We start from the raw sequence: 23,852 nt of genomic DNA, 5'->3' as shown, positions 1-23,852 counted from the left end.
CTTTGCGGAGCAATGGAGCCGGTCAGCGTCGCCGGGACGGATCCTGCGATCCGTTCCTGTCCGGGGGGAAAAGAAGGCAGAGGCCATGCCAGGCGGCATGGCCGGAATGGTTTCGTGCGGTTTCTCCTCCCGACAGGCAGCGCTTTTGAGCAATCATCATCCGAAAGCCTGCCCGCACGGCTTGCCGGGCCCTGCTTTTCGGAATCGTGTTCGAGCGAGGAGAACTGCGATGACGATTTCCGGCCTGAAGCTTCGCTATCTGCTGCTGGGCGCCGTGCTGGGCGCGGCCGCCCTGGCGCCGCTGCCAGCCTCCGCCCAATATGGTGGCGGGGGGTATGGCGGTGGCGGATACAACAGCGGCGGCTATGACGATGACGACTATGGCGGCGGCTATCGCCGGCAATATCGTCCCCGCTGCTATTATCGCGTCGTGCGGGTGTATGACGACTATTATGGGCGCTACGTCAAGCGGCGCCAGCGCGTCTGCGAACGCAGCGGCTACTAAAACAAAGCACATTGGGGCCGGAAACGGTTTCGCCCCATAGCATCGAACCCGATCTCGAAACCGGGTTCGATGCATATTTGCGATTCGGGGTGCTTCTGCCGAATTGCAAAATGCTCTAGAGGTTTTCTACAGCGCCGGGTTCGATTTGGATTGGAGCCAGTGCTGGCCACGTGCCACTTGTCACGGCCCAGACGGAATCCTTGGCCTATGGCATTCGGACAAGGATTGTGTTTCGTGGCTTTCCGCCCCAGGACGGATAGGGACAAGGAAGCGTCATCATGTTGATTCACCGCCGTACCGTGCTTGCCGGCCTGGCCCTTGCCGGGCTGCGGCCGGGTGTCGCCTCGGCGATGCAGATCGTCGAGGCTGGCACCGTGCTGGCCGTCACCGGGCAGACCACCGGGCAGCTCAAGGGCGAGAAACGTGCCCTCCAGGTCGGCGAGCCGGTTTTCATCGACGACATGCTGGCAACCGGAGAAGGCGCCCGGCTGGCGGCGCGGCTCGGGGATGCCACGCGCCTGTCCCTGGGCGAACGCACGCGGGTGCGCATCGACAAGTTCCTGGTGGACCGAGGCGGCGACCTGGTGCTGGAGCGCGGTGCCATGCTGTTCGACCGGCCCGACAACCAGCCCTCCGGCCCGCTCAACGTCACCACACCGTTCGGCCTGATCGCCGCCCGCGGCACCAAGTTCTTCGCCGGCCCCAGTGAAGGCGTGTTCGGCGTCTTCGTCGAGCATGGCGTGGTCACCGTCGCCACCAAGGGTGGTCAGGTGACCCTCACCAACGGCCTCGGCACCAACCTCGTCAATGCCAGGCAGGCGCCGTCCGAGCCGACGAGCTGGAATACGCTGCGCATCGCCCAGGCGGAAGCATCCGTGATCGGCGGGGCTTCTATGGAGTCAGCTCCGCCAGCGGCGGCGGTGCCTCGCGGACCACGGCCGGCACCCAAGCCTTGAAGCTCGCCCAGTCGGGGCGGGCCAGGCTGAAGCGATCGATCGGCAGGGCGCCGCCACGGGCCGGCGCATGCTGCAGGCCGGAATTGACATAGCGCAGCCCGCACTTTTCCATCACCCGGCGCGAGGCCTCGTTGATCACCCGGCATTCGCCGGTGATCGAGGTGATCGGCAGGGTCGAAAAGCCGTGGTCGATCAGGGCCCGCGCCGCTTCCGTCGCCAGCCCCTGGCCCCAATGGGGCTTGCCCAGCCAATAGCCGATCTCCGCGCTCTCGCGCTTGGGAAAGCGCAAGCCGATGCAGCCGAGGAAGGCACCGCTGTCGCGGCATTCGATCGCGAAGGCGAGTTCCTTGCCGGCCTTGCGAGCCTCGTCCTGATAGCGCACGAAGGTTTCGGCGTCGGTCTCGCCATAGGGGAAGGGCAGGCGTCCCGTCATCAACGCCACCGCCGAATCATTGGCAAGGCGCGCCATCGAGGGCACGTCGCCGAGATGGGGTTTGCGCAACACCAGGCGCAGGGTCTCGATCTCGATCGAGGCAATGGTGATGGCCGGGAGAGACTTGTAAGGGGGCATGATGGGCTCCTGGCAAGAAGAAGGGGCGGACTGGATTTCTCCACCGCCCCTGCGTCAACCTGGAGTCCCAAATGGGGTCTTTTCAGGTCCGCCGGTCCAGTGGAGCCGGCGGAGCTTCTGACCCGCCGGGATTATTCTGCTGCTACTTTGGTCGTGGCGACGTTGACGTAAATTCGGCCGTTGGCTCGGGTGCGGAAGTCCACTCGGCCGTCGGTAAGTGCAAAAAGGGTATGATCCTTGCCCATGCCGACATTGACGCCCGGATGCCACTTCGTGCCGCGCTGGCGCACGATGATGTTGCCAGCAACGACGGCTTCCGAACCGAACTTCTTCACGCCCAAGCGACGACCGGCCGAATCACGACCGTTGCGCGACGAACCGCCTGCTTTTTTGTGAGCCATGGCGATAACTCCTCGAATCCTATCTACGCCGGTGCTGTGACACGGCGGTGAAATCCATCAATCGGGGGCGACAATGCCCGAAAGCCGGGCTGTTGTCGACCCCATCGCTCCGAAACCGGCTCAGAGATCCTTGCCGGAAGCCTGCTCGGCCTGGTCGACCTTGGCGCGGGGCGGCTTGCCGTCCAGCAGTTCCTTGGCCTGGATGACCCACTCTTCGCGGGCGGCGCGGCCGCGCAGCGAGAGCTCTTCATCCCACTTGGCGATGTCGGCATCGGTCCAGGCGGCGATGTCGTTCCAGCTGTTGATGCCGGCGGCACGCAGCTTCTTCTCGATGGTCGGGCCGATGCCCGAGATCAGCGAGAGGTTGGAGGCATCGAGACCACCGGCCGGAACGGCGGCGGCAGCGACGGGAGCTTCGTCCTTGGCAGCCAGATTCTTGGCAGCTTGGGCGGGCTTGGCCGCAGCCCTGGAAGGCTTGGCACCGCCGGTGAGGATCTCGGAGATCCGCACCACGGTCTGGTGCTGGCGATGGCCGCGCTTGCGCTTCGAATTCTGACGGCGGCGCTTCTTGAAAGCGATGACCTTGTCGTCACGGTCCTGCTCGACCACTTCGGCGGCAACCGAAGCACCAGCAACCGTGGGGGCCCCGAAGGTCAGGCCGGCGTCGCCGCCGACAGCCAGGATCTCGGGGAACACGACGATCTCACCCACCTTGGCATCGAGCTTCTCGATGCGGAGAACGTCATTCTGATTGACGCGGTATTGCTTACCGCCCGTCTTGATGACCGCGAACATGTTTTTCCTCGTTCGGACCCGGCTTTCGCCCGCCTTGCTCCCTGAAGGGAAACGAGACGGATCGGGTCCTTGCCTGAGCAAAGTCCCCGCAGCGGCCGGCTTTTCCAGTCGTTGATATCAACCACCCGCTTTTGCGAAATCGGGTAGCCACGAAAAAAGGCACGCGGCCCAAAGGCCGCGCGCTGGCGTGGCTTATACAGCCATGAGCCGCAGAGTCAAGGAAAGTGACGGCCGAATCGCCGATTGGTTCGGCGGGCGCAGGAGAAAGATGCGGTCCGCCCCGCGCTGCTCTCCCGAAAGTAACACTGAGGCGAATAATATCCCATTCCAGGTGTTTTCCCGGCATCCATGCAAGGGAGAGACATCATGTCCTTAGTCCAGCCTTCGACACGCCGCCTGGCGGTCACGGTTCTTTCGACGGCCTTTCTGCTGGCCGCGGGCGCGGCCCTCGCCGCGGGCGGTGGCGGCGGCGGTGGCAGTTCCGGTGGAGGTGGTTCCGGTGGCGGTGCCGGTGGTGGGGGAGGTGGCAACGGCTCCAGCGGTGGAGGCGGTGCCACCCAGGGCAAGCCGATCACCGACATGACCACCTGTCCGCGGGGCCAGGTCTGGAGCACCCGCAAGAAAGCCTGCCTCAAGCTGAAATCCGAAGCGCTGCCCGATGACGACATGGCCAACTATGCCTGGGTGCTCGCCAAGGCCGACCGCTACGACGAATCGCTGCAGGTCCTTGATTTGCTCAAGGATCCGAATACCGCCAAGGCCCTCAACTATCGCGGCTATGCCACGCGCAAACTCGGCCGGACCGATGAGGGCATCGGCTATTATCTGAAATCGGTGGCGGCCGATCCCCAATATGCGCAGGTCCGCGAATATCTGGGCGAGGCCTATGTGATCAAGGGGCGACTCGATCTGGCCAAGCAGCAGCTGGACACCATCAAGACACTCTGCGGTACCGGCTGCGAGGAATATCAGGACCTGAACGAGGCGATCGAGAAAGGCATCTGATCGCTGCTGTTCCGCCGGAAATAGCCTCCGGCATGATCGACAAGCAAAGTGTGCAGACCCCTTTCCCCTCGAAGGGGTTTGTGCGGGTGTGGCCCTGCCGGTTTTCGTCGCGGTAGCCGGCGGGGCTTCACTCCCTCCTGACTCGCGCTTCCACATCATGTTGCCAAGTCGCGGGGCAAAGTCGTGGCCTCCCGGGCCGGCGGCACCGGGGCAGCTCCTTTCATTTCCGTTTGGAGAGCAGCGGCAAGCCCGGCTATGACTGGTGGCGCTGATATCGAGGGTGGAAGCATGTCGCGCGGCAAGGCTGAGCAGTCCGGCTCTTTGGCGGGCCCGTTCGATTTCATCGTGGTGGGAGGTGGCTCGGCCGGGTGCCTGCTGGCCAATCGGCTCTCCAGCAATCCCAGCCGGCAGGTATTGCTGCTGGAAGCGGGGCGGCCGGACAACTACCCCTGGATCCATATCCCGGTCGGCTATCTCTATTGCATCGGCAATCCGCGCACCGACTGGCTCTACCAGACCGAGGCCGAGCCCGGCCTGAACGGGCGCTCGCTGCGCTATCCGCGCGGCAAGACCCTTGGCGGCTGTTCCTCCATCAATGGCATGATCTATATGCGCGGCCAGGCGCGCGACTATGATGGCTGGGCTGCCGCGACGAGCGACGAGGCCTGGAACTGGGCGAACAGCCTGCCCGACTTCAAGGCGCATGAGAATCACTATCGCCTCGATGGCGGGGCCGATCCCGCCACCGGCGACAACAGCCGCTTTTCCGACATGCATGGCCATGGCGGCGAATGGCGCATCGAAAAGCAGCGTCTGCGCTGGGATATCCTGGATGCCTTCGCCGAGGCGGCGGTGCAGGCCGGCGTGCCGCGCACCGAGGATTTCAACAGCGGCGACAATGAGGGCGTCGGCTATTTCGAGGTCAACCAGAAGGCCGGCTGGCGCTGGAACACCGCCAAGGCCTTCCTGCGCCCGGCGCGCGCCCGTCCCAATCTCACGGTGTGGACGCAGGCTGAGGTCGAGCGCCTGACGTTCGCGGCCGGTGACGATGGGCGGCAGCGCTGCACCGGCGTGATCCTGCGGCGTGGCGGTGAACGCGTCGAGGTCCAGGCCAGGCGCGAGGTCATCCTTTCGGCCGGCGCGGTCGGCTCGCCCCAGATCCTGCAGCTTTCCGGCATCGGCCCGGCCGGCCTGCTGCAGTCCCACGGCATCGAGGTCGTGCACGATTTGCCCGGCGTGGGCGAGAACCTGCAGGACCATCTGCAGATCCGGGCCGTGTTCAAGATCGAGGGGGCTCGCACGCTCAACACGCTGGCGAGCAGCCTGACCGGCAAGATGGGCATCGGCCTCGAATATATGCTCCGGCGCAGTGGGCCGATGAGCATGGCGCCTTCCCAGCTCGGCGCCTTCAGCCGCTCCGACCCCGGCAGGGCCCATGCCAATCTGGAATATCATGTGCAGCCGCTCAGCCTGAACGCCTTCGGCGAACCCCTGCACAATTTCCCGGCCTTCACGGCGAGCGTGTGCAATCTCAATCCGACCAGCCGGGGCAGCGTGCGCATCCGCTCCAACCGGGCCGGCGATGCGCCGGCCATCGCCCCCAGCTATCTCTCGACGGAGGAGGACCGCAAGGTCGCCGCCGACAGCCTGCGCCATGTCCGCAACATCGTGAGCCAGCCGGCGCTGGCCCCCTACAAGCCGGTGGAATGGAAGCCGGGTATCGAGTTCCAGACCGACGAGGAACTGGCACGCCTGGCCGGCGACATCGCCAGCACCATCTTCCATCCCGTCGGCACCACCAGGATGGGCCGGGCCGACGATCCCGAGGCGGTGGTCGACAGCCATCTGCGCGTCTGCGGCATCGACTGCCTGCGTGTGGTCGATGCCGGGGTGATGCCGGCGATCACCAGCGGCAACACCAATTCACCGACCCTGATGATCGCCGAAAAGGCATCGCGCTGGATCGCCCGGGGCGAGTGATCAAGGCAGAGCGGACGTCTCGTCCGCCGGCTCAGGCCGGCTGGCGGCAGCCTTCCAGGATCTTGCGGATTTCCGGCCGGCAGGACCCGCAATTGGTGCCGGCCTTCAAGGCCGCGCCGATCGCCTCGACACTGTCGGCGCCACTGCGTGCCGCCGCCTCGATACGGGCCTCGTCGATGCCGAAGCAGGCGCAGACCTGGCGGCTGGGGCGGATGCCGGGATCGGGCGCGCGCCCGGCCAGGATGAAACGGCGCGTGGCCGCGTCGATATGCTCGCGGGCCAGCAGGTCTGTGGCCCAGGCTGCGCCGTCGTCGTCCCGGCGCGGGCCGGTGGAAAGCAGGATCTCGAGGCGATGGTCCACGATCGAGGCGGAGCGGTAGAGATCGGCGGCGGGATTGCGCTGGTGCAGCGGGCTCGTCCACAGATTGAGCCAGTTCGAGAGGAGATCGTGCAGCGGGCCCGGTGCGCGCGGGCTGGCGAAATGGACGATTTCGCCGTCGGCGACCGTCATGCGGGCATGGCTGAGCCAGGCTGGCAGGGGCAGGCGATGGCGCGAGGCGATGAAGCCTTCCGATTGCATCGCCCAAGGGCGGATCGAGGCCGGCACCGTCTTCGAATCGGGCTGGCCGGAGACCGGATCGGTGCGGGCATGCACGAGCGAGCCGACACGGGCGCGGGCGGCGTTGGCATCGGTCCAGTGGATTGGCGCGAAGATCGAACCGGGCTGCTGGCTGTCGGTGACCACTACGCGCAGTTCGACCTGGCCGTCGCCGGTGCTCACGGCGGCGAAGGCGCCATCCTCCAGGCCGAAGCGTTCGGCATCGGCGGGATGCACTTCCACGAAGGGGGCGTTGCGGTGCTGGGCAAGGCGCGGGCTGAGCCCGGTGCGGGTCATGGTGTGCCAGTGGTCGCGCACCCGGCCGGTGTTGAGCAGGAGCGGATGCTCCGCGGTCGGCGAGGCCGACAATGCCGGCGGCGCCAGCGGGACGAGGCGGGCGCGGCCATCGGCATGCGCGAAGCCGCCTTCGGCGAACAGGCGCTGCGTACCGGCATCCCGGCCTGATGGCAGCGGCCATTGCACGGGCTCGAGGGCATCATAGGCTTCGTCGGTGAGATCGGCGAGGCCTCCGATGTCGAACAGGCGCGCGCCGTCGTTTTCGAAGGCGGACAGGGCGGCATGCTCGCGAAAGATCGCCGCGGGGGCGGTATACTCGAAGGCTTCGGCATGGCCGAGTCTCTTGGCGACTTCGCAGATCTGCCACCAATCGGGCCGGGCCTCGCCGGGAGGCGCCAGGAAGGGACGCTGGCGCGAGATCCGCCGCTCGGAATTGGTGACGGTGCCGTTTTTCTCGCCCCAGGCGGCTGATGGCAGCACCACGGTCGCGGCATCGGTGAGGCCGTCGACATGGGCACTGACCTCGGAGACGGCGAGGAAATCGAGCTGGCGCAGGGCTGTTCGCATGGCGTCGGCGCGCGGCAGGCTGGCCGCCGGATTGGTGCAGAGTACCCAGAGCGCGCGGATCTCGCCACGCTCGATCGCCTCGAACATCGAGACTGCCTTGCGGCCCTCCTTCCCGGCCATGTGCGGGGCCTGCCAGAAGCGGCCGACGCGATCGACCTCGTCCGGCGCAAAGCCCATATGGGCGGCAAGTTGGTTGGCGAGGCCGCCGACCTCGCGCCCGCCCATGGCATTGGGCTGGCCGGTGAGCGAGAACGGGCCGCAGCCGGGCCTGCCGATGCGGCCGGCGGCGAGATGGGCATTGAGGATGGCGTTGACCTTGTCGGTCCCCTGGGCCGACTGGTTGATACCCTGGCTGAAGCAGGTGACGACGCGCGGGGTCTCGATCCACAAGTCGAGGAAGGCAGCGAGATCCTGCTCGCTGAGGCCGCAGCGGGCGGCGGTCTCGGCGCGGCTGGGAGCGATCTCGCGGGCATTGGCGAGGGCGGTGTCATATCCATCGGTATGGCGGGCGACATAATTGGTGTCGATGGCGCCTCTTTCGGCGATTTCGACCAGCAGGCGGGCGAACAGCACGGCATCCATGCCCGGCGCGACGGGAAGATGCAGGTCGGCGCTGTCGGCCGTTACGGTCCGGCGGGGATCGATCACCACGATGCGGGTGCCACGCCTGCTGCGGGCCTGTTCGATGCGCTGCCAGAGCACAGGATGGCACCAGGCCGTGTTGGAGCCGGTCAACACCACGAGGTCTGCTTCGTCGAGATCCTCGTAGCAGCCCGGCACGATGTCGGCGCCGAAGGCGCGGCGATGGCCGGCAACCGTGGAGGCCATGCACAGGCGCGAATTGGTGTCGACATTGGCCGAGCCGACAAAACCCTTCATCAGCTTGTTGGCGACGTAATAATCCTCGGTCAGCAGCTGACCCGAGAGATAGAGCGCCACCGCATTCGGACCGTGACGTGCGATCGTGTCCCTGAACCCCTTGGCGACGGCGTCGAGGGCCCGGTTCCAGGTGGTGCGCACGCCGTGGATGGTGGGATGGAGGAGGCGATGCCCGGTGGCCAGCGTCTCCCCGAGCGCCGCTCCCTTGACGCAGAGCCGGCCCTGGTTGGCGGGATGGGCGGCATCCCCCGCGATGTCGGCACCGCCCTGGCCATCGGCGGTGGCGACGACACCGCAGCCGACCCCGCAATAGGCACAGGTGGTGCGCACGGGGGCCGGGACGGGTGCGATCGTCGCAGGATCGGGGGCGGGCATGGAGACGTTCATGGGCGGGGTCTCCGGGGCCTGGATTTTAAGACGCGGGTACCCTTCTCCCCTTGCGGGAGAAGGTGGCGCGAAGCGCCGGATGAGGGGTGGCGGCGGACATTTGCCAAGGTTGCGTTTCTCCCCTCATCCGCCCCCAATTTCTTAACCTGAACGCGTGGTCCTGAAAGGACCACGCTACGGCACCTTCTCCCGCAAGGGGAGAAGGGTATTCGCGCCTTTTTGGGTAAGGGTGTCATCGCGCCGCCCCCCTCAATACACGTCGGCCTGGTAGCGGCCGGCCTTCTTCAGGCCGTTGACGAAACTGGCCGCCTCCTCGGTGGAGCGTGCGCCCCATTGCGCCACGACGTCGACGAGGGCGCGTTCGACATCGCGCGCCATGCGCTTGGCGTCGCCGCAGACATAGAAGTGTGCGCCCTCGGCCAGCCAGCGCCAGAGATCGGCGCCGACCTCGCGCATGCGGTCCTGCACATAGAACTTGCCCTCGGCATCGCGTGACCAGGCGAGGGAGAGGCGGGTGAGCAGGCCGCTCTCGCGCATGGCGGCGAATTCCTCCTCGTAGAAGAAATCATGGTCGCGATGCTGATGGCCGAAGAACAGCCAGTTGCGCCCGCTGGCGCTCTCGGTCTTGCGCTCCTGCAGGAAGGCGCGGAACGGGGCAACCCCCGTGCCCGGCCCCACCATGATCACCGGCGTCTCGCCGTTTTCGGGCAGGCGGAAACCGTGGGCCTTCTGCACATAGACCTTGAGCTCCTCGCCCTCGGCGATGCGCTCGCCCAGGAAGGTCGAGGCAACGCCGAGCCGGTCGCGCGCACCGATGCGGTAGCGCACCGTATCCACGGTGAGCGAGATCCGGCCCGGATTGGCCTTGTGCGAGGAGGAGATCGAATAGAGCCGCGGCTGCAGGGGATCGAGGGCCTCGAGGAAAGCCTCGGCGCCGGGGCGGATACCCTGGAACTTGTAGAGCACGGCGAGCACGTCGAGCGTTGCCGCGTCCCCATCCGGATCCTCGCCATTGGCCAGTGCCCGGGCCTTGCGGCGCAGATCGCCGGTGCTGAGATAGGACAGGAGCTGGAACAGGCTGTCGGGCGGCGTGCCGAGCGAAAAATCCTCGATCAGCCTGTCGCGCAAGCTCTTGCCGTCGATCGGGGCTTCGGGGCGGGCGCCGAGCAAAGCGATGATCTGGTCGGCGAGACCTGCCTGGTTTCTGGGAACCACGCCGAAACTGTCGCCTGCGACATAATCGAGCCCGCTGCCGGACAGGTCGAACTCGACATGCCAGGTCGTCTTGGCGGATTTCGCGCCATTGAGCCGGCGGCGCGACAGGAATCGCGCGGCGACCGGATTGTCGCGGGAACGGCCGGGCGGACCGGCAGCAGCCGGCGGCTGGTTGACTTCGGTCGGAGCATCCTTGGCCTGCGCCGCAGGGCTCGCAGTCGAAGCGGTCACGTCCTGCCCGATCTCCTGCGCCAGGGCCTTGAGCATGCGGGCGGTTTCCTTGCCGCCCGGTGCGCACAGGGTGAGGCGTTCTTCCTTGCCCAGGAAAAGCGCGTTGGCATAGTCGGCGCAGTTGTAGCCGCATTGGCCGCAATCCTGCTGGGCCATCGCCGCCATCAGGCGCGGCGCCAACGGCCTGTCCTTGGCCAGAGCGAGGCGTTCGTCGAGCGCCATGCTCGGGTCGTGCCAGGGCGCCTCGTCATTGTCGGCCAAAGTGGGGCCGGCAGGCTGATCGGGCCCGGCCGTAACGGCACCCGGCATGTCGGCGACGGCGGTGCCGCTCTGGGCGGCGAGGACAGCACCGAAAAAGCCGTCGAGCCAGGCCCTCTGCTCCGGGCTGAAGGGCGCGCTTTCGGGAATGAGCGAACGCTGGGGCGGGATGGCGATCATGTTCATGCGCCGGCAAGCTCCCTGTCGTCGACCAGGCCGCGCAAGGTTTCCGGTTCGTGCCTGAGGGTGAAGGCCTGGAAGCTCTCCGTCGAATCCTGACGGCGTTCGAGATAGAGGCGCAGCAGGCCCTCGACCTTGCCGGGGCAGTCCTCGGCCCGGATCTCCTTCCAGAGTTCGCGGCCGATCCTGGCCTGGTCGCCATAGCCACCGCCGACCACGATCGAATAGCCCTCGGCCTGGTCGCCCTCCTCGTTGAGCGTCACTTTGGCGCCGATCAGGCCGATGTCGCCGATATAATGCTGGGCGCAGGAATGATGGCAGCCGGTGAGATGCACGTTCACGGGCACGTCGAGCGCCAGCCGGGCGTCGACATGATCGGCGATCTCCAGGGCGTGTTCCTTGGTGTGGGCGGCGGCGAACTTGCAGCCGGTGGCCCCGGTACAGGCCACCAGGCCGGCGCGCAGCGAGGTTGCCTTCCAGTCGAGGCCGAGCGCTTCGATCGCGGCCTTGGCGTCTTCGAGCTTCGCATCCGCCACGCCGGAGATCAGCAGGTTCTGCCAGACGGTGAGGCGGATGTCGCCGTCGCCGAAATCGCGGGCGATGGCGGCAAGGCCGCGCATCTGGCCGGCATCCATCCGGCCGACGCCCAGGGTGACGCCGATCCAGTTCAGGCCCGGCTGGCTCTGGGGGTGCACGCCGATATGGGCCAGGCGGTCGAAGGCGGGACGGGGCTCGACCCCGTCCTCGGACAGGCGGGTGAGCTTGCGGCCGAGCTTGGCTTCGACGGCTTCGAGATAGGCCGGAAAGCCGATGGCATCGAGGACATATTTCATGCGCGCCTTGGTGCGGTTGGTGCGGTCGCCCTTGTCGATGAACACCCGCACGATGGCGTCGGCGATGGAGCAGCATTCCTCGGCCTTGCAGAATACGCCGGTGGGCCGGGCGAGGTCGCGATGGCCGGTGATGCCGCCGATCACGAGGCGGAACCAGATCTCGCCGCCGATGCGCACGGCCTGGAAGCCGATGTCGTTGGTCTCCTCCAGCGTGGCTATCAGCCCGCCGCCGTCGAAGGCCACGTTGAACTTGCGGGGCAGGCCGTAGAGCGAGCGGTCGTTGAGGATGTGATAGTGCCATTCGCGGGCGAGCGGCCGGGTGTCGGCCAGTTCCTGCGGATCGATGCCGGCGGTGGCCGAGCCGGTGACGTTGCGGATATTGTCGGCCCCCGAGCCGCGCGAGCACAGGCCGAGATCCTGGATGGCCTCGACCACGCGGGGCGCATTATCCGGCATCACCTCGCGGATCTGCAGATTGGCTCGCGTGGTGACATGGGCATAGCGCCCGCCCATCTGCTCGGCGACGTCGGCCATGCCGGCGAATTGCCAATGGTTGAGGATGCCGTTGGGAATGCGCAGCCGTACCATGTAGCTCGACTGGGCGGGCGCCACATAGAACAGGCCGAAATAGCGCCAGCGGAAATTGTCCTCGGGCTTGGGAAAGGCGCCGTCCCTGGCCTGGGCCTTCAGGCGCGGATAGGCATCGAAGGGATGTTCGGCCCGCTTCCATTTCTCCTGGTCGACAAGCTTGCCGCCACCGGCAGTTACGGCATCCTGCGCCTGAAGGTGTGTGGCGTCCGGGCCCATGGGGATCGGTGCTGCCGCCACGGGAGCCGCCTTGGCGCCGCCCACGGCCTGCATGCCGGAGACGAAACCTTCGAGGTAGCGTTTCTGGTCGGAGGTGAAGTCGCCGCCCATCATGCAGCCTCCCTCAGAACCCGCGAAGGTGCGGTTTCGCAGAAGGCCCGGCCGAAGATCAGGCTTTCTCGGATGGCGGAGATGTCGCTGCCCCGGCGGATCAGGTCCTTGTACCAGACGGCGTCCTCGGCCTCGCCGACCATGGCGGCGCCGATGAGGCGGTTGTCCTTCAGGACCAGGCGCTTGCACAGCCCGGCGCCGCGATCCTCCAGCAGGATGTCGTCATTGCCCTCGCCGAGGAAGTCGCCGGCGGAGAACACCGGAATGCCGGAGACCTTGAGGTTGGTCGACAGGGCGGTACCCTCATAGGCGGCCTTGGTGTCGCCGCCCCAGCGGCGTGCCAGCACGCGCGCCTGCTCATAGGCGGGCTCGACCAGGCCGTAGACCTGGCCGCGATGTTCGGCGCATTCGCCGATGGCGTGGATGAAGGGCACCACGGTGGCAAGGCCGTCATCCACCAGGATGCCGCGGCTGACAGGCAGGTCGGCGCTCTTGGCGAGGCCGAGATTGGGACGCACGCCCACGGCGACCACCACCATGTCGACGGGCAGGTGCGAACCATCGGCGAAGAGGAGGGCCTGCGCCCTGCCTTCGCCTGCGACCTCCTGGGTCTGGGCATTGAGCATGACACGGATGCCCTTGCGCTCCACCGCCCGCTTGAGGAAGGCGGCGGTTCGCCGGTCGAGCTGGCGTTCCATCAGGCGGTCCATGACATGGACGAGGGTGACTTTGGCCCCGCCCTTGGCCAGGCCATAGGCAGCCTCGATGCCCAGCAGTCCGCCGCCGATTACGGCGATGCGCCGGTTGAGACGGGCTGCTTCCTGTAGGGCCGGCAGGTCGGCGAGGTCGCGGAAGGTCATCACCCCTGGCAATGTCATGCCGGGGATGGGCAGGCGAATGGCGGAGGATCCCGTCGCCAGCACGACCCGGTCGAAGGACAGGGCGGTGCCATTGGCGAGATGGGCGGTGCGGGCCGCTGGATCGAGGCCGGTGACGGTCTGCCCGGTGATCAGACGGATGCCCTGGGCGCCATACCAGGCTTCGTCCCGCAGATTGATGCCGTCCCTGCCGATGTCGCCGGCGAGCAGCGCTGACAGCAGAACCCGGTTGTAGCCCGGCCGCGGCTCGGCGCCGACGACGGTGGTTTCGAACCGGCCCGGCGCGTGAGCGGCGAGTTCCTCGCACAGCCTGACGCTGGCCATGCCGTTGCCGATGATCAGGAGCTTTTCCGTCATGTCTCGATCCTCAGATTCTGGCCATTTCAGATTCTGGCGGTGGCGGTGCCGTCCTCGAGGGTCCAGGTCGTGCGCCAGCGGCGCTTGACGCGGGTGAGGGCGGTCAAGGCCAGCACTGCCAGCAAGGCAAAGATCAGGAAGCCGGCCTGGTAAGTGCCGGTGAACTGCTTGGAGAGGCCGAGGCTGGAGGCGAGGTAGAAGCCGCCGACGCCGCCCGTCATGCCGACCAGCCCGGTCATCACGCCCATTTCGGCGCGGAAGCGCTGCGGCACGAGCTGGAACACCGCGCCATTGCCCATGCCCAGAGCGAGCATGGCGACGACGAGGATACCGAGGCCGAGCCAGAGCTGGGCGAAGCCGAAGCTCACCAGGATCAGCGCGACGGCGGCCACGGCATAAAGCACGCTGAGGACGCGAATCCCGCCGAAGCGATCGGCGACGGCGCCACCGATGGGACGGAACAGCGAGCCGGCGAACACGCAGGCTGCCGTGCAATAGCCCGCCGTGACGGCGTCGAGCCCGTACTGGGTGTTGAAGTAGAAGCCGAGCGAGGAGGCGAGGCCCGAGAAGCCGCCGAAAGTGACGGCGTAGTAGAACATGAACCACCAGGCGTCGGGCTGGCGCAGGATCCTGGCATATTCGCCGAACGACTTGGCCGGTGGCTGGTTCGGGCTGTCCTTGGCGCAGGCGAGATAGACCAGGAGGGCGACGACCAGCGGGATGGCGGCAAGACCGATGACGTTGGTCCAACCCACCATGGTGGCGAGCAGCGGCGCGAACAGGGCGGCGAACACCGTGCCTGAATTGCCGGCGCCCGCAATGCCCAGGGCGATACCCTGGTAGTGTGGGGGATACCAGCGCGAGGCGAGGGGGAGCGCTACCGCAAAGGACGCGCCGGCCATGCCCAGGATGAGGCCGAGAAACAGCAGCTGGCTGTAGGAGTCGATGCCGACGGCCCAGAAGCCGAGGAGGCCGGCGATCACCACGAGCTGCGCCAGGATGCCGGTGAGCTTGGGCCGGAGATAGTCGACCAGGAACCCGTTGACCACGCGCAGGAAGGCGCCGGCGAGCACGGGCAGGGCCACCATCAAGCCCTTCTGGGCGGCATCGAGGTGAAGGTCGCCGGCGATTTGCACGGCGAGGGGCCCGAGGATCACCCAGACCATGAAGCTCATGTCGAAATAGAAGAAGGCGGCGAAGAGGGTGGGCCAATGACCGGCCTTGAGAAAGTCCCGCGTCTGCATCGTCGTGTTCCGCGTGCTTGAATGCGCCAAAACAAAAAGCCGCCGAACCATTCCCGCCGATGAGAGGCAGCAGGAATCGTTCGGCGGCGTTGCCGTTTCGCGTCCGTCAGTGGACGCCGGGCTTTTCGGCCCAGAATCTTCGAGGAAAACCGCTTATCGAGCCATCATTGACCCTGCTGCGGAAAGAGACCTGTGTCTCTTAGTCTGTGCAGTTTAGAAGCAGGCTGCTTTTTTAGGCAAGATCAAATATTGTGCGCCGCAGCATGGATTTGCCGATATTTTCGGCGCGAGGCAGGAAATGGCCAGTGTCAGCCGGAGGCTGGCACGCCGAAGGAGCGCAGATAGGCTTCGATATCGTCGGGATCGAACAGCCTGCCATCGAAGAAGCCGTCCGGGCCGAGCACCATGGTGCCGTGGCGCGAGGCGACCGGCGTGGCCAGCCGCAGGGCGCCTTCGACCTTGGCGCTCGCCCGGGGCAGGTCGATGCCGGTGCCGGCGAGGGCGGCGCGATAGAGGTCCGGGCGATAGACCTGGCCGGCTCGGCGGACCAAGGCGGGGCTGTAGTCAACCTGGCCCCAGCGCACCATCTGCGAGTAGAACCAGAGGGCGTGGCTCGCCCAAGGAAAGTTGGCGGCATGGTCATGGAAGACCAGGAAGTCGGGGATATCGGCGGCGGCTTCGTGCTGGCGGCGCACCAGGGTGCCGCTGAGCGCCCGGCCGATGATCTCGGGTGGCCGGTCGAGATAGACAGGCGCGGCGAGGATATGGGCGAGCTCGTCGTGATGGCCGGCATCCCCAGCCCAGCGCGCCGCCGCATGCAGCGCGCGCAGCAGAGCGGCAAGCTGGCCCGGCGCGCGCTCGGCGAAGTCGGCGCGGAAACCGAGGACCTTCTCGGGGCCCTGGCGCCAGAGGGTGGATTTGGTCACCGCGATCACGCCGACCCCGGCCTCGACGGCGAGCGAGTTCCAGGGCTCGCCCACGCAGAAACCATCGATCTGGCCCTCGCGGATGGCATCGACCATGAAGGGGGGCGGCAGGACAACCAGCCGGATATCCCTGTCGGGATCGATGCCGGCCGCGGCCAGCCAATAGCGCAGTTCGTAATTATGCCCCGAGAAGGGATGGACGACGGCGAAGGTGAGGGGAGCCTGGCCCGTCGCTTGCCTTTTGGCGACCACCTTGGCCAGTGCGGCGCCGATGGCGGCCGGGCCGGCGGCAAGATCCGCACCCTCCTGCTCCATTCGGGCAAAGAGCGGCGGCGCGAGCGTGATGGCATTGCCGCCGAGGCCCAGCGAGAAGGGGGCGATCATCGGCACCTCGACATGCCCGAGGCCGAGCGTGGAGGCGATCGGCATCGGCCCGAGCATATGGGCGGCATCGAAATGGCCGAGCATGACGCGGTCGCGGATATTGGCCCAGGAGGTCTCCCGTACCAGTCTGAGTTCGAGGCCTTCGGCCGCAGCGAAGCCCTTTTCCCTGGCAACGATCAGGGGTGCGGCGTCGACGAGCGGGATGAAGCCGAGCGTCAGATCGGCGGTACTGTCCCTGTCCTTGCTGCTCATCGCCCGTACTCCTGGAATTTTGCGCCGTCCGCGTCGTGACCGCTCATATCAGGCCTATTTGTCCAGCAGCCTGGCAGCGGTGACGAGGCTGCGCGCCACCTCGGCCACGCGCCGGCTTTCATTCATCGCCGTCTTGCGCAGCAGGGCATAGGCCTCCTCCTCGCTGATGCCCCGTCGCTTCATCAGAATGCCCTTCGCCTTGTCGATGGTCTTGCGGTCCTCCAGGGCCTGGCGCGTGCGGTCAAGCTCCTCGCGCAGGCGATGGAAGGCGTTGAAGCGGCTGATGGCCATGTCGAGGATCGGCCGGACGCGTTCCTTGCGCAGGCCATCGACCACATAGGCCGAGACGCCGGCATCGATGGCGGCCTCGGTGGCGGCCTTGTCGGACTGGTCGACGAACATCACCACCGGGCGGTGCACGCTGCGGGAGACCTGGAACATCTGCTCCAGCACGTCGCGATTGGGGTTCTCCAGATCGATGAAGATGACGTCGGGATCGGCCTCGACGACCTGTCGCAGCAGATGGCGCATCTGGGTGATGATGGTGACGCGCTGGTGCCCCGCCTCGCGCAGGCCTTCCTCGATGACGGACGCCCTCATCGCATTGTCGTCGATCAGCAGGACATGCAGGGGCGTATCGTTCATTCCGGCAATTTCGGGCGCGCGCGCCGGGAAGGCAAGGCGCGATATTAGGCAGCATGCCATGAAGGCAGGCGATAAGGGACGTTGCATTCGCGCATGAAATTGCGTAAAAATGCATATTAACGCAAATAGACGCACAAACAGGCAAACGGAGAAAGTCGTGGCAGATCCGATCAAGGCGGTGGTGTTCGATCTCGGTGGTGTGCTGATCGATTGGAATCCTCTCTATCTCTACCGCCAGCTCCTGCCGGACGAGGAGAGCGCCCGCCGCTTCCTCGCCGAGGTCTGTACGCCGGCCTGGAACGGCCAGTTCGATGCCGGCAAGCCGTTCGCCGAAGGCGTGGCCGAGCTTTCCGCGGAATTTCCCCATCATGGCGAGCTGATCTCGGCCTTTCACACGCGCTGGTCCGAGATGCTGGGCGGCGCCATCGAGGGGACGGTCGCCATCCTGGAGGAACTGCGCCGGGAGGAAGTGGCCCTGCATGCGATCTCGAACTGGTCGTCCGAAACCTTTCCGATCGCAGCCGAGCGCTATGCCTTCCTCTCCCATTTCGAGGTGCTGATCGTCTCGGGCGAGAGAAAGCTGGCCAAGCCGGATCCGGCGATTTTCGAGCTTTTCCTGCAGGAAACCGGCTTGCCGGCCCATGCCTGCGTCTTCATCGACGACAATGCCGAGAATATCGCCACCGCCTCGCGCCTTGGCTTCAAGGCGATCCGCTTCCGCGATCCGGAAACCCTGCGCCGGGATCTGGGCGAACTGGGTTTGTTGAACAGCATGCAATCTGCCATTTGACGGGCCTTGCCGGATTGGGGTTGGAAAGTCGCCACCTTGCTCACCTCTGTTGCCAAGGTCGCGTAGCCCTCACCCTTACCCTCTCCCCGCAAAACGGGGCGAGGGGGACTTCTACCGAGTATTTCGTGTCGAAACGGTCCCATCTCGCCCAACCGCCAGGCGAGATGGAGTGTTGGGGGAATCAATCACGACGCCTGTGCCCCCTCTCCCCGCCCCTTGCGGGGAGAGGGTAAGGGTGAGGGGCGGCGTGACCCAACAAAATCAAGGAAGGCACATTTAGCCAACATCTCCGGACAATGTTCCAATCGCCCTCACCGCCAGCCCGTTGTCCGGCCGACGGCGCTGCGGAAGCGGGCACGCCATTGCTGGCGGGGGGCGTTCTTCGGCTCGTAGAGCTTGCGCTTGGCGGCAGCCACGGCCGGTATTTCCAGGCCGATGCCGAGGGCCGCGAGCTGGGCCGTGCCCAGGGCCGTGGTCTCGTCGAAATCCGACAAGGCGACGGCCTTGCCGGCGCTGTCGGCCAGGAACTGGCAGAAATAGGGGCTGCGCGACAAGCCGCCATCGATGGCGATCACGTCGCCGGTCTGCACCTCGGCCTCCATTGCCGCCAGGATGTCGCAGGTGAGCAGCGCAATGCCTTCGAGCAGGGCCTGGCGCAGGTCCGCGAAATCGGAAGCCGGCGTCAGGCCGATGATGACGGGGGCGGCGGTGCGGTCCCAATGCGGGCAGGCGAGGCCCGAAAAGGCCGGCACGAAGACGAGCCCGCGTTCGATCGCCGGCGGCTGCCGGAACTGATGGAAATCGTCGACACCGCTGGCGATGCCCGTCTTGATCGCCCATTCGATGCTCGAGCCGACATCGTAGACGCCGCCGTCGAGGGCATAGGTCGGGCGATCGCCGATATGCCAGGCCACCGTCGGCAAGAGTCCGCCGGTCAGCGAGGGCGCCTTGGGAATTGTCGAGGTGACGGCCAGGCAGAAGGCGCCGGTGCCGAAGGTGATCTTGAGGTCGCCGGCCCGACGGCAGCGATGGCCGTAGAGCGCGGCCTGCTGATCGACCAGGGACGCGGTGATCGGCCCGGTCTGCGTCCTGCCGAAGGCTGCCACGGTCTGCCGGATCGGCGGCAGGCTGTCGAGGGGCACGCCGAACAGGGCGCAGAGCTCCTCGTCCCAGGCCCCCGTCGCCAGGTTCATCAGCGAGGTGCGGGACGCCGTGGTCGCATCCGTGGCGAACTCGCCCGTCAGGCGCTGCAGGAAGAAGGCATCGGTGGTGCCCAGGCGCAGCCGTCCCGCAGCGCGGGCCTTGGCGACCTCGGGCAGGTTGTCGAGCATCCAGCGGAATTTGGTGGCTGAGAAATAGGGATCGAGCGGCAGGCCGGCCCGTTCCAGCACGGTCGCGGCCTTGCCGTCCGCCCGCAGCCCTTCGACCATGTCCGCCGTACGGCCGTCCTGCCAGACGATCACGGGGGAGAGAGGCTTGCCGGTAGTGGCATCCCAGGCCAGGCAGCTTTCCCCCTGGTTCGAAAGGCCGACCGCCGCCGCCGGACCGGCCGCTTCCAGGCAGATACGGATATTGGCCAGCAGTTCTTCCGGATCATGCTCGACCCAGCCCGGATTGGGATGATGCTGGCCATGCCGGATCGCCTTGACGATGGCGATGGCGCCGTCTTCGCCTACCACCAGAGAGCGGGTGGAGGTGGTGCCCTGGTCGATCGCAACGATATTTGCCATCGAGAATTGCTCCTATAGCGCTTTGCTCTGGACCACCTGCAATGTCAGCTCGGTCGCTGCAGGCGGGATGGCGAGATGCGCGGTGGGAATCAGGATACGCCTTTCCGGCGCCGAGGTGATCCTCCGAGACCACAGCACGGAATCGCCGGCCGAAAGCGTGAGGGTTCCTCTCAGCCGTTCGGAGAAGCGCAGCTGGAGTTCCGGCAAGGCGCGTGGCAGATCCACGCGATCGATTTCCTTGGAGTCGATTTCCTGGGGCACGACCAGCTTGATGCCCGCCCCGGTGCGAATGGGAATGCTGGCACGGCGCGGGGGCAGTCCGCCTTCGAGGTCGCGGGCGATGCTGCCGGCAATGCGCCGCGCCTCGGCCCAGCACCAGCCGGCGGTCTCCACGGGCCTCAGCAGGTTGCCGGCGGCGAAGATCGCGCCGTCGCGGGTTCGGCCGAAGGCATCGACGACAGGCCCGCCGCTGCCCTGGTCGATCGCCAGGCCGCCGAGGCGCGCCAAGGCCGATTCCGGCGTGAAGGCGCCGGTGAGCAGCACGCCGTCGCAATCGATGCCGAGCTCTCCCGCCTGCGAGCGCGCGACCACCTCCTGCACCCGGTCCTTGCCATTGATGGCGCCGATTTCGGTGCGGTAGTGCACGGGAATGCCGAGCAGGCGCGGCAGCAGCCAGAAGGGAAAGCGAGCCGTGGGGTCGGCGTTCGCTTCGATCACCGCGGCCGGGCGGATGCCACCCGACAGGCAGGTGAGGATGGCCGACATCGCCACCAGTTCGGTGCCGACGATCACCGGCCGGCGGAAGGGCGCGAGCTTTTCCAGATGGACATAGGCCTGCAGGGCGGCCGTGTTGAGAATGCCGAGCGGGCGCTCGCCCGACACCAACCGCGCGGCACGCGAAGCCTCGCGCGTGCCGGTGGCCAACAGGATGCGCCGCGGCCTGAACTCGCTGGGGCCATCAGGCGATACCGCCCTGACAACACCGTCCCCGACCGAGAGCACGCTATGCCGGGTGAGGATCTCGACGCCGCGGTCCCTCGCACGGGCCTCCAGCCGGGCCGCATAGCGCGTGCCAGAGAGGATGCGGCGGAATTCGCGCATGCCGAAGGGCGAATGGCCGCAATGGCGGGGAATACCGCCCACGACCGTATCGCGTTCGAGCAGCACGACCTTGTCGACGCCGAGTTCCCGGAGCGTCGTTGCCGCCGACAGGCCGGCGGGACCACCGCCGACGACGAGGACATCCGGCGTTATCGCCTTGGCGGCACTCATCGCGCCACTCCGCTGTCGAGGGGCACGGTAAAACGTCCCTGGGTCAGGCTCGCCAGCCTGGCGCTGCAGTTGAAGCCCTGGCAGCGCCCCATGGCGCAACGCGTGCGCCGCTTCAGGCCGCCGAAATCGCCGGCAGCCAGCGGGCGGGACAGGGCCGCCTCGATCTCACGTTTCGTCACCAGCTCGCAGTGGCAGATGATTTCCCCGTAACCCGGCCGGTCGTAATCGCGCGGCAGATGCTCGGCGAGATTGGGCATCGGGGAGGCGGGGGCGGCTGCGACGGGGGCTATGCTGCCGCCCGCCTCCTGATAGAGGCGCAGCACATGGCGGGCAATGCCGAGGGAGGCGGACAGCCCGGTCGAGCGGATGCCGCCGACGCTGATCCAGTTGCGCTCGGCATAGGCATCGATGCGATAGTCCTTCTTCTCCGTGGCCGGCCGCAGCCCGGCATAGCAGGCGGTCACCGGCATGCCGGCCAGGGCCGGCAGGATCTCGATGCCCCGGCGAATCAGGGCTTCGAGCGCGTCGTGGTCGACATCGGCCCGGTCGCGGTCCTGCTGTTCCTCGGCGGTGGGGCCGACGAGCAGGTTGCCGAAGACGGTGCGCGTGACCACCACCCCCTTGGTGCGTTCATTGGGCACCGGCAGGATGATGGCCGCAGCCAGCCTGTAGGCCGCCTTGTCGAACACCACGAACTGGCCCTTGCGCGGACGGATCTCGAAGGCGCACTGGCCGAGAAGCGCCTTGTCGATTTCGTCGCCATGGTTGCCGGCGCAATTGATCACGCTGCGAGCCTCGACGGGCCCGGCCGTGGTTTCCAGGCGCCATATCCGGCCGTCGAACTGGCCGCCGATGACACGGGTGCCGCGCAGGACGGTGGCGCCATGAGCCATGGCCTGCTCGACATAGGCGAGGAAGGGGCTCCAGGGGTCGATCAAGGCCTCGTCCGGCACGAAGAGGGCGGCGCGCGCCGCCTCCGATAGCCCCGGTTCCCTGGCGCGCAGTTCTGCCTGGCCGATCAGCGCGACATTGTCGATGCCGTTTTCCAGTGCCTTGGCGCGGATACCCGCCAGGCCGGTTTCCTCGGCCTCGTTCCAGGCGACGACGAGCGCGCTGCTGCGCAGGAGCGGCAGCCCCAAAGCCTGGTGGATCTCGAGATATTCGGCGTAGCCGGCGCGGATGCAGGCAAGTTCCAGGCTGCCGGGCGGAGCGTCGAAGCCCGTATGCAGGATGGCGCTGTTGGCCTTGCTGGCACCGGAGAGGATGTCGCCGCCGGCCTCGATCAGGGTGACGGCGAGCCCTTCCAGCGCAAAGCGTCGGGCGATCGCGCATCCCACGACCCCCGCGCCGATGATGGCGACATCGCTGACCATTGTGCCGTCTTTCCCCCAGGCCGCTCCGGGCGCGAGCCTGTTGCGCCATCTGAGCAAATTCGCGGCTGCTTCGCTACTGGCTGGTGCTGCTACCCCTCATCTCCCTGCCGGGACCTTCTCCCGCAAGGGGAGAAGGGATTTGATTGGGATGGGCGTTGGAGATCGCAACGGGACCAAAGCACTGGACCAACGGAGTAAAACTCCCTTCTCCCCTTGCGGGAGAAGGTGGCGGCAGCCGGATGAGGGCTGAGCCACCTCTCGAAGATTATTCGATCACCATCAAAGATTCATATTTAATATATAGAAATAGTAGTCTATTGTGCCTTCCTCTCCTTGGCGGTGCCGTCGGCGCCGCATCGAAATCAAGATGGCACGATGAGTTACAGGCTGAGTCTGCTCGACAAGAGCCCCCTTGCTCCCGGCGACAACGCGGCCGATGCCCTCAAGCGTACGATTGCCCTGGCCCAGGCGGCGGAGCGGCTCGGCTATCATCGCTTCTGGGTTGCCGAGCATCACAATGCCCCCGAACTCGCCAGTTCCGCGCCGGAAGTGCTGATCGCTTTCCTGCTCGCCAACACGGCCCGAATCCGTATCGGCTCGGGCGGGGTGATGCTTCAGCATTACAGCGCCTACAAGGTGGCCGAGGTCTTCAATCTGCTGGCCTCGCTGGCGCCGGGGCGGGTCGATCTCGGCATCGGCAAGGCGCCCGGCGGGCTGCCGCTGGCAACGCGCGCGCTGCAGGGGGCCTATGACCCCGCCCGCAAGCCGGGCTTTGCCGGGCAACTCGACGATCTTGGTCGCTTCCTGGATGGGCCGGTTGCGGCGGGCGAGACGCTGGCCGGGCTGAGTGCCACGCCGCGGCCGCCCGTGGCGCCCGAGCGCTTCCTGCTGGGGGCAAGCGTGGAAAGCGCCGAACTTGCCGCTACCAGAGGCTGGCACTTCGTGTTCGCCCGCCACCTCAACGGCGACGATGTGCTGCTTGCCGATGCCGTCGCCGCCTATCGCAGCAAGGCAGGGCGACCGCCCTTGGTGGCGGTAGCCGCCATCGTTGCCGACAGCGCCGCCGAGGCGGCGCGCCAGGCCGCGGGCCTGCAGCTCTTCAAGGTGCATGTCCCGGGTGCGCAGAGCGTCACCGTCGGCAGCGAGGCGCAGGCGGAGGATTATGCCCGCCAGGCGGGCGCCAGCGATTTTCGCATCGAGCGCAAAACACCCAGCGTTCTCGCCGGCACGGCTGGAGATGTAGTGGCGGCACTCGATCGCCTGCATGAGCGCCACGGCATCGAGGAATTCATCGTCGAGCCCGCCGTGAAGGGCGATGCGAGACTCACTCTGGCGGAGCACCTGGCCGAGGCCCGCAACTCCACGATCCCGCAGCACGCCGCCCTGCGCCAAGCCGTTCCCGCCTGACCGTCACGCATTTGAGGA

The 23,852-nt window shown here is 66.7% G+C and carries 19 protein-coding genes; 6 read left to right on the top strand and 13 right to left on the bottom strand.

Going from position 1 to position 23,852, the window contains the following annotated elements:
• The first annotated feature begins 229 nt into the window (after positions 1–229).
• Entirely contained in the window at positions 230–505 is a 276-nt protein-coding gene (locus ABXS05_RS07890; protein ID WP_068283375.1) for a hypothetical protein, read from the top strand.
• Positions 506–783: 278 nt separating this feature from the next.
• Positions 784–1,461, top strand: coding sequence for a FecR family protein (locus ABXS05_RS07885; protein ID WP_367623499.1), 678 nt, complete (start codon positions 784–786; stop codon positions 1,459–1,461).
• On the opposite strand, the gene ABXS05_RS07880 is transcribed toward ABXS05_RS07885, so the two are convergent.
• From ABXS05_RS07880 to ABXS05_RS07870, 3 genes are all read right to left on the bottom strand, one after another.
• Positions 1,397–2,032: a GNAT family N-acetyltransferase gene (locus ABXS05_RS07880; protein WP_311934031.1), complete on the bottom strand. Its 636-nt coding sequence runs from the start codon at positions 2,030–2,032 to the stop codon at positions 1,397–1,399. The two genes, ABXS05_RS07885 and ABXS05_RS07880, sit on opposite strands and share 65 nt — an antisense overlap.
• A gap of 131 nt (positions 2,033–2,163) precedes the next feature.
• The gene (gene rpmA, locus ABXS05_RS07875) at positions 2,164–2,433 is read right to left on the bottom strand and encodes a 50S ribosomal protein L27 (RefSeq protein WP_068283371.1); all 270 of its coding nucleotides are present in this window, start codon (positions 2,431–2,433) and stop codon (positions 2,164–2,166) included.
• 120 nt (positions 2,434–2,553) lie between these two features.
• The gene (locus ABXS05_RS07870; protein WP_367623498.1) at positions 2,554–3,228 is read right to left on the bottom strand and encodes a 50S ribosomal protein L21; all 675 of its coding nucleotides are present in this window, start codon (positions 3,226–3,228) and stop codon (positions 2,554–2,556) included.
• Positions 3,229–3,594: 366 nt separating this feature from the next.
• On the opposite strand from ABXS05_RS07870, the gene ABXS05_RS07865 reads away from it, so the two are divergent.
• Positions 3,595–4,233 carry a tetratricopeptide repeat protein gene (locus tag ABXS05_RS07865; protein ID WP_367623497.1) on the top strand — a complete coding sequence of 213 codons (639 nt, stop codon included), beginning with the start codon at positions 3,595–3,597 and terminating at the stop codon, positions 4,231–4,233.
• A gap of 288 nt (positions 4,234–4,521) precedes the next feature.
• Entirely contained in the window at positions 4,522–6,213 is a 1,692-nt protein-coding gene (locus tag ABXS05_RS07860) for a GMC family oxidoreductase (RefSeq protein WP_367623496.1), read from the top strand.
• A gap of 31 nt (positions 6,214–6,244) precedes the next feature.
• Here ABXS05_RS07860 and ABXS05_RS07855 read toward each other — a convergent pair whose 3' ends face one another.
• From ABXS05_RS07855 to ABXS05_RS07825, 7 genes are all read right to left on the bottom strand, one after another.
• Entirely contained in the window at positions 6,245–8,941 is a 2,697-nt protein-coding gene (locus ABXS05_RS07855) for a nitrate reductase (protein ID WP_367623495.1), read from the bottom strand.
• A gap of 249 nt (positions 8,942–9,190) precedes the next feature.
• Positions 9,191–10,831 (bottom strand): sulfite reductase subunit alpha, encoded by a 1,641-nt coding sequence (locus ABXS05_RS07850; RefSeq protein ID WP_367623494.1) that lies wholly within the window; start codon positions 10,829–10,831, stop codon positions 9,191–9,193.
• The gene (locus ABXS05_RS07845) at positions 10,828–12,576 is read right to left on the bottom strand and encodes a NirA family protein (RefSeq protein ID WP_367623893.1); all 1,749 of its coding nucleotides are present in this window, start codon (positions 12,574–12,576) and stop codon (positions 10,828–10,830) included. The genes ABXS05_RS07850 and ABXS05_RS07845 overlap by 4 nt, the downstream gene beginning before the upstream one ends.
• The gene (locus ABXS05_RS07840; RefSeq protein WP_367623493.1) at positions 12,576–13,811 is read right to left on the bottom strand and encodes an NAD(P)/FAD-dependent oxidoreductase; all 1,236 of its coding nucleotides are present in this window, start codon (positions 13,809–13,811) and stop codon (positions 12,576–12,578) included. Before ABXS05_RS07840 ends, ABXS05_RS07845 begins: the two co-directional genes overlap by 1 nt.
• Before the next feature lie 26 nt (positions 13,812–13,837).
• Positions 13,838–15,055 (bottom strand): nitrate/nitrite transporter, encoded by a 1,218-nt coding sequence (locus tag ABXS05_RS07835; protein WP_311934024.1) that lies wholly within the window; start codon positions 15,053–15,055, stop codon positions 13,838–13,840.
• 308 nt (positions 15,056–15,363) lie between these two features.
• On the bottom strand, positions 15,364–16,617 hold the full coding sequence (locus ABXS05_RS07830; protein ID WP_367623492.1) for a CmpA/NrtA family ABC transporter substrate-binding protein: 1,254 nt from the start codon (positions 16,615–16,617) through the stop codon (positions 15,364–15,366).
• 54 nt (positions 16,618–16,671) lie between these two features.
• Complete coding sequence (locus ABXS05_RS07825) at positions 16,672–17,262, bottom strand: ANTAR domain-containing response regulator (protein ID WP_367623491.1); 591 nt, start codon at positions 17,260–17,262, stop codon at positions 16,672–16,674.
• Between the two features lie 157 nt (positions 17,263–17,419).
• Between ABXS05_RS07825 and ABXS05_RS07820 the strand changes: the two genes are divergently transcribed.
• A complete protein-coding gene (locus ABXS05_RS07820) occupies positions 17,420–18,052 on the top strand; it encodes an HAD family hydrolase (RefSeq protein WP_367623490.1) in 633 nt (210 codons plus the stop codon).
• 311 nt (positions 18,053–18,363) lie between these two features.
• On the opposite strand, the gene ABXS05_RS07815 is transcribed toward ABXS05_RS07820, so the two are convergent.
• From ABXS05_RS07815 to ABXS05_RS07805, 3 genes are read right to left on the bottom strand one after another with little or no spacing between them, the layout of a single operon-like run.
• Entirely contained in the window at positions 18,364–19,782 is a 1,419-nt protein-coding gene (locus tag ABXS05_RS07815) for an FGGY family carbohydrate kinase (RefSeq protein WP_367623489.1), read from the bottom strand.
• Between the two features lie 12 nt (positions 19,783–19,794).
• Positions 19,795–21,054, bottom strand: a complete 1,260-nt coding sequence (locus ABXS05_RS07810; protein WP_367623488.1) for an NAD(P)/FAD-dependent oxidoreductase — start codon at positions 21,052–21,054, stop codon at positions 19,795–19,797.
• A complete protein-coding gene (locus ABXS05_RS07805) occupies positions 21,051–22,427 on the bottom strand; it encodes an NAD(P)/FAD-dependent oxidoreductase (protein WP_367623487.1) in 1,377 nt (458 codons plus the stop codon). Before ABXS05_RS07805 ends, ABXS05_RS07810 begins: the two co-directional genes overlap by 4 nt.
• Positions 22,428–22,802: 375 nt before the next feature.
• Between ABXS05_RS07805 and ABXS05_RS07800 the strand changes: the two genes are divergently transcribed.
• Entirely contained in the window at positions 22,803–23,834 is a 1,032-nt protein-coding gene (locus tag ABXS05_RS07800; RefSeq protein ID WP_367623486.1) for an MsnO8 family LLM class oxidoreductase, read from the top strand.
• The last annotated feature ends 18 nt before the right edge of the window (positions 23,835–23,852 follow it).

Origin of the sequence: Labrys neptuniae, from assembly GCF_040797145.1 — a bacterium.
GTDB lineage: Bacteria > Pseudomonadota > Alphaproteobacteria > Rhizobiales > Labraceae > Labrys > Labrys neptuniae.
This window is presented reverse-complemented; position numbering and strand designations above follow the sequence as displayed.

Bases quoted from the DNA above. Each gene is read 5' to 3' on its own strand.
- ABXS05_RS07810 (WP_367623488.1), bottom strand. From the start codon at position 21,054: ATGAGTGCCGCCAAGGCGATAACGCCGGATGTCCTCGTCGTCGGCGGT.
- ABXS05_RS07815 (WP_367623489.1), bottom strand. From the start codon at position 19,782: ATGGCAAATATCGTTGCGATCGACCAGGGCACCACCTCCACCCGCTCT.
- ABXS05_RS07890 (WP_068283375.1), top strand. From the start codon at position 230: ATGACGATTTCCGGCCTGAAGCTTCGCTATCTGCTGCTGGGCGCCGTG.
- ABXS05_RS07830 (WP_367623492.1), bottom strand. From the start codon at position 16,617: ATGAGCAGCAAGGACAGGGACAGTACCGCCGATCTGACGCTCGGCTTC.
- ABXS05_RS07870 (WP_367623498.1), bottom strand. From the start codon at position 3,228: ATGTTCGCGGTCATCAAGACGGGCGGTAAGCAATACCGCGTCAATCAG.
- rpmA (WP_068283371.1), bottom strand. From the start codon at position 2,433: ATGGCTCACAAAAAAGCAGGCGGTTCGTCGCGCAACGGTCGTGATTCG.
- ABXS05_RS07860 (WP_367623496.1), top strand. From the start codon at position 4,522: ATGTCGCGCGGCAAGGCTGAGCAGTCCGGCTCTTTGGCGGGCCCGTTC.
- ABXS05_RS07800 (WP_367623486.1), top strand. From the start codon at position 22,803: ATGAGTTACAGGCTGAGTCTGCTCGACAAGAGCCCCCTTGCTCCCGGC.
- ABXS05_RS07850 (WP_367623494.1), bottom strand. From the start codon at position 10,831: ATGAACATGATCGCCATCCCGCCCCAGCGTTCGCTCATTCCCGAAAGC.
- ABXS05_RS07885 (WP_367623499.1), top strand. From the start codon at position 784: ATGTTGATTCACCGCCGTACCGTGCTTGCCGGCCTGGCCCTTGCCGGG.
- ABXS05_RS07855 (WP_367623495.1), bottom strand. From the start codon at position 8,941: ATGAACGTCTCCATGCCCGCCCCCGATCCTGCGACGATCGCACCCGTC.
- ABXS05_RS07805 (WP_367623487.1), bottom strand. From the start codon at position 22,427: ATGGTCAGCGATGTCGCCATCATCGGCGCGGGGGTCGTGGGATGCGCG.
- ABXS05_RS07825 (WP_367623491.1), bottom strand. From the start codon at position 17,262: ATGAACGATACGCCCCTGCATGTCCTGCTGATCGACGACAATGCGATG.
- ABXS05_RS07835 (WP_311934024.1), bottom strand. From the start codon at position 15,055: ATGCAGACGCGGGACTTTCTCAAGGCCGGTCATTGGCCCACCCTCTTC.
- ABXS05_RS07865 (WP_367623497.1), top strand. From the start codon at position 3,595: ATGTCCTTAGTCCAGCCTTCGACACGCCGCCTGGCGGTCACGGTTCTT.
- ABXS05_RS07840 (WP_367623493.1), bottom strand. From the start codon at position 13,811: ATGACGGAAAAGCTCCTGATCATCGGCAACGGCATGGCCAGCGTCAGG.
- ABXS05_RS07880 (WP_311934031.1), bottom strand. From the start codon at position 2,032: ATGCCCCCTTACAAGTCTCTCCCGGCCATCACCATTGCCTCGATCGAG.
- ABXS05_RS07845 (WP_367623893.1), bottom strand. From the start codon at position 12,576: ATGGGCGGCGACTTCACCTCCGACCAGAAACGCTACCTCGAAGGTTTC.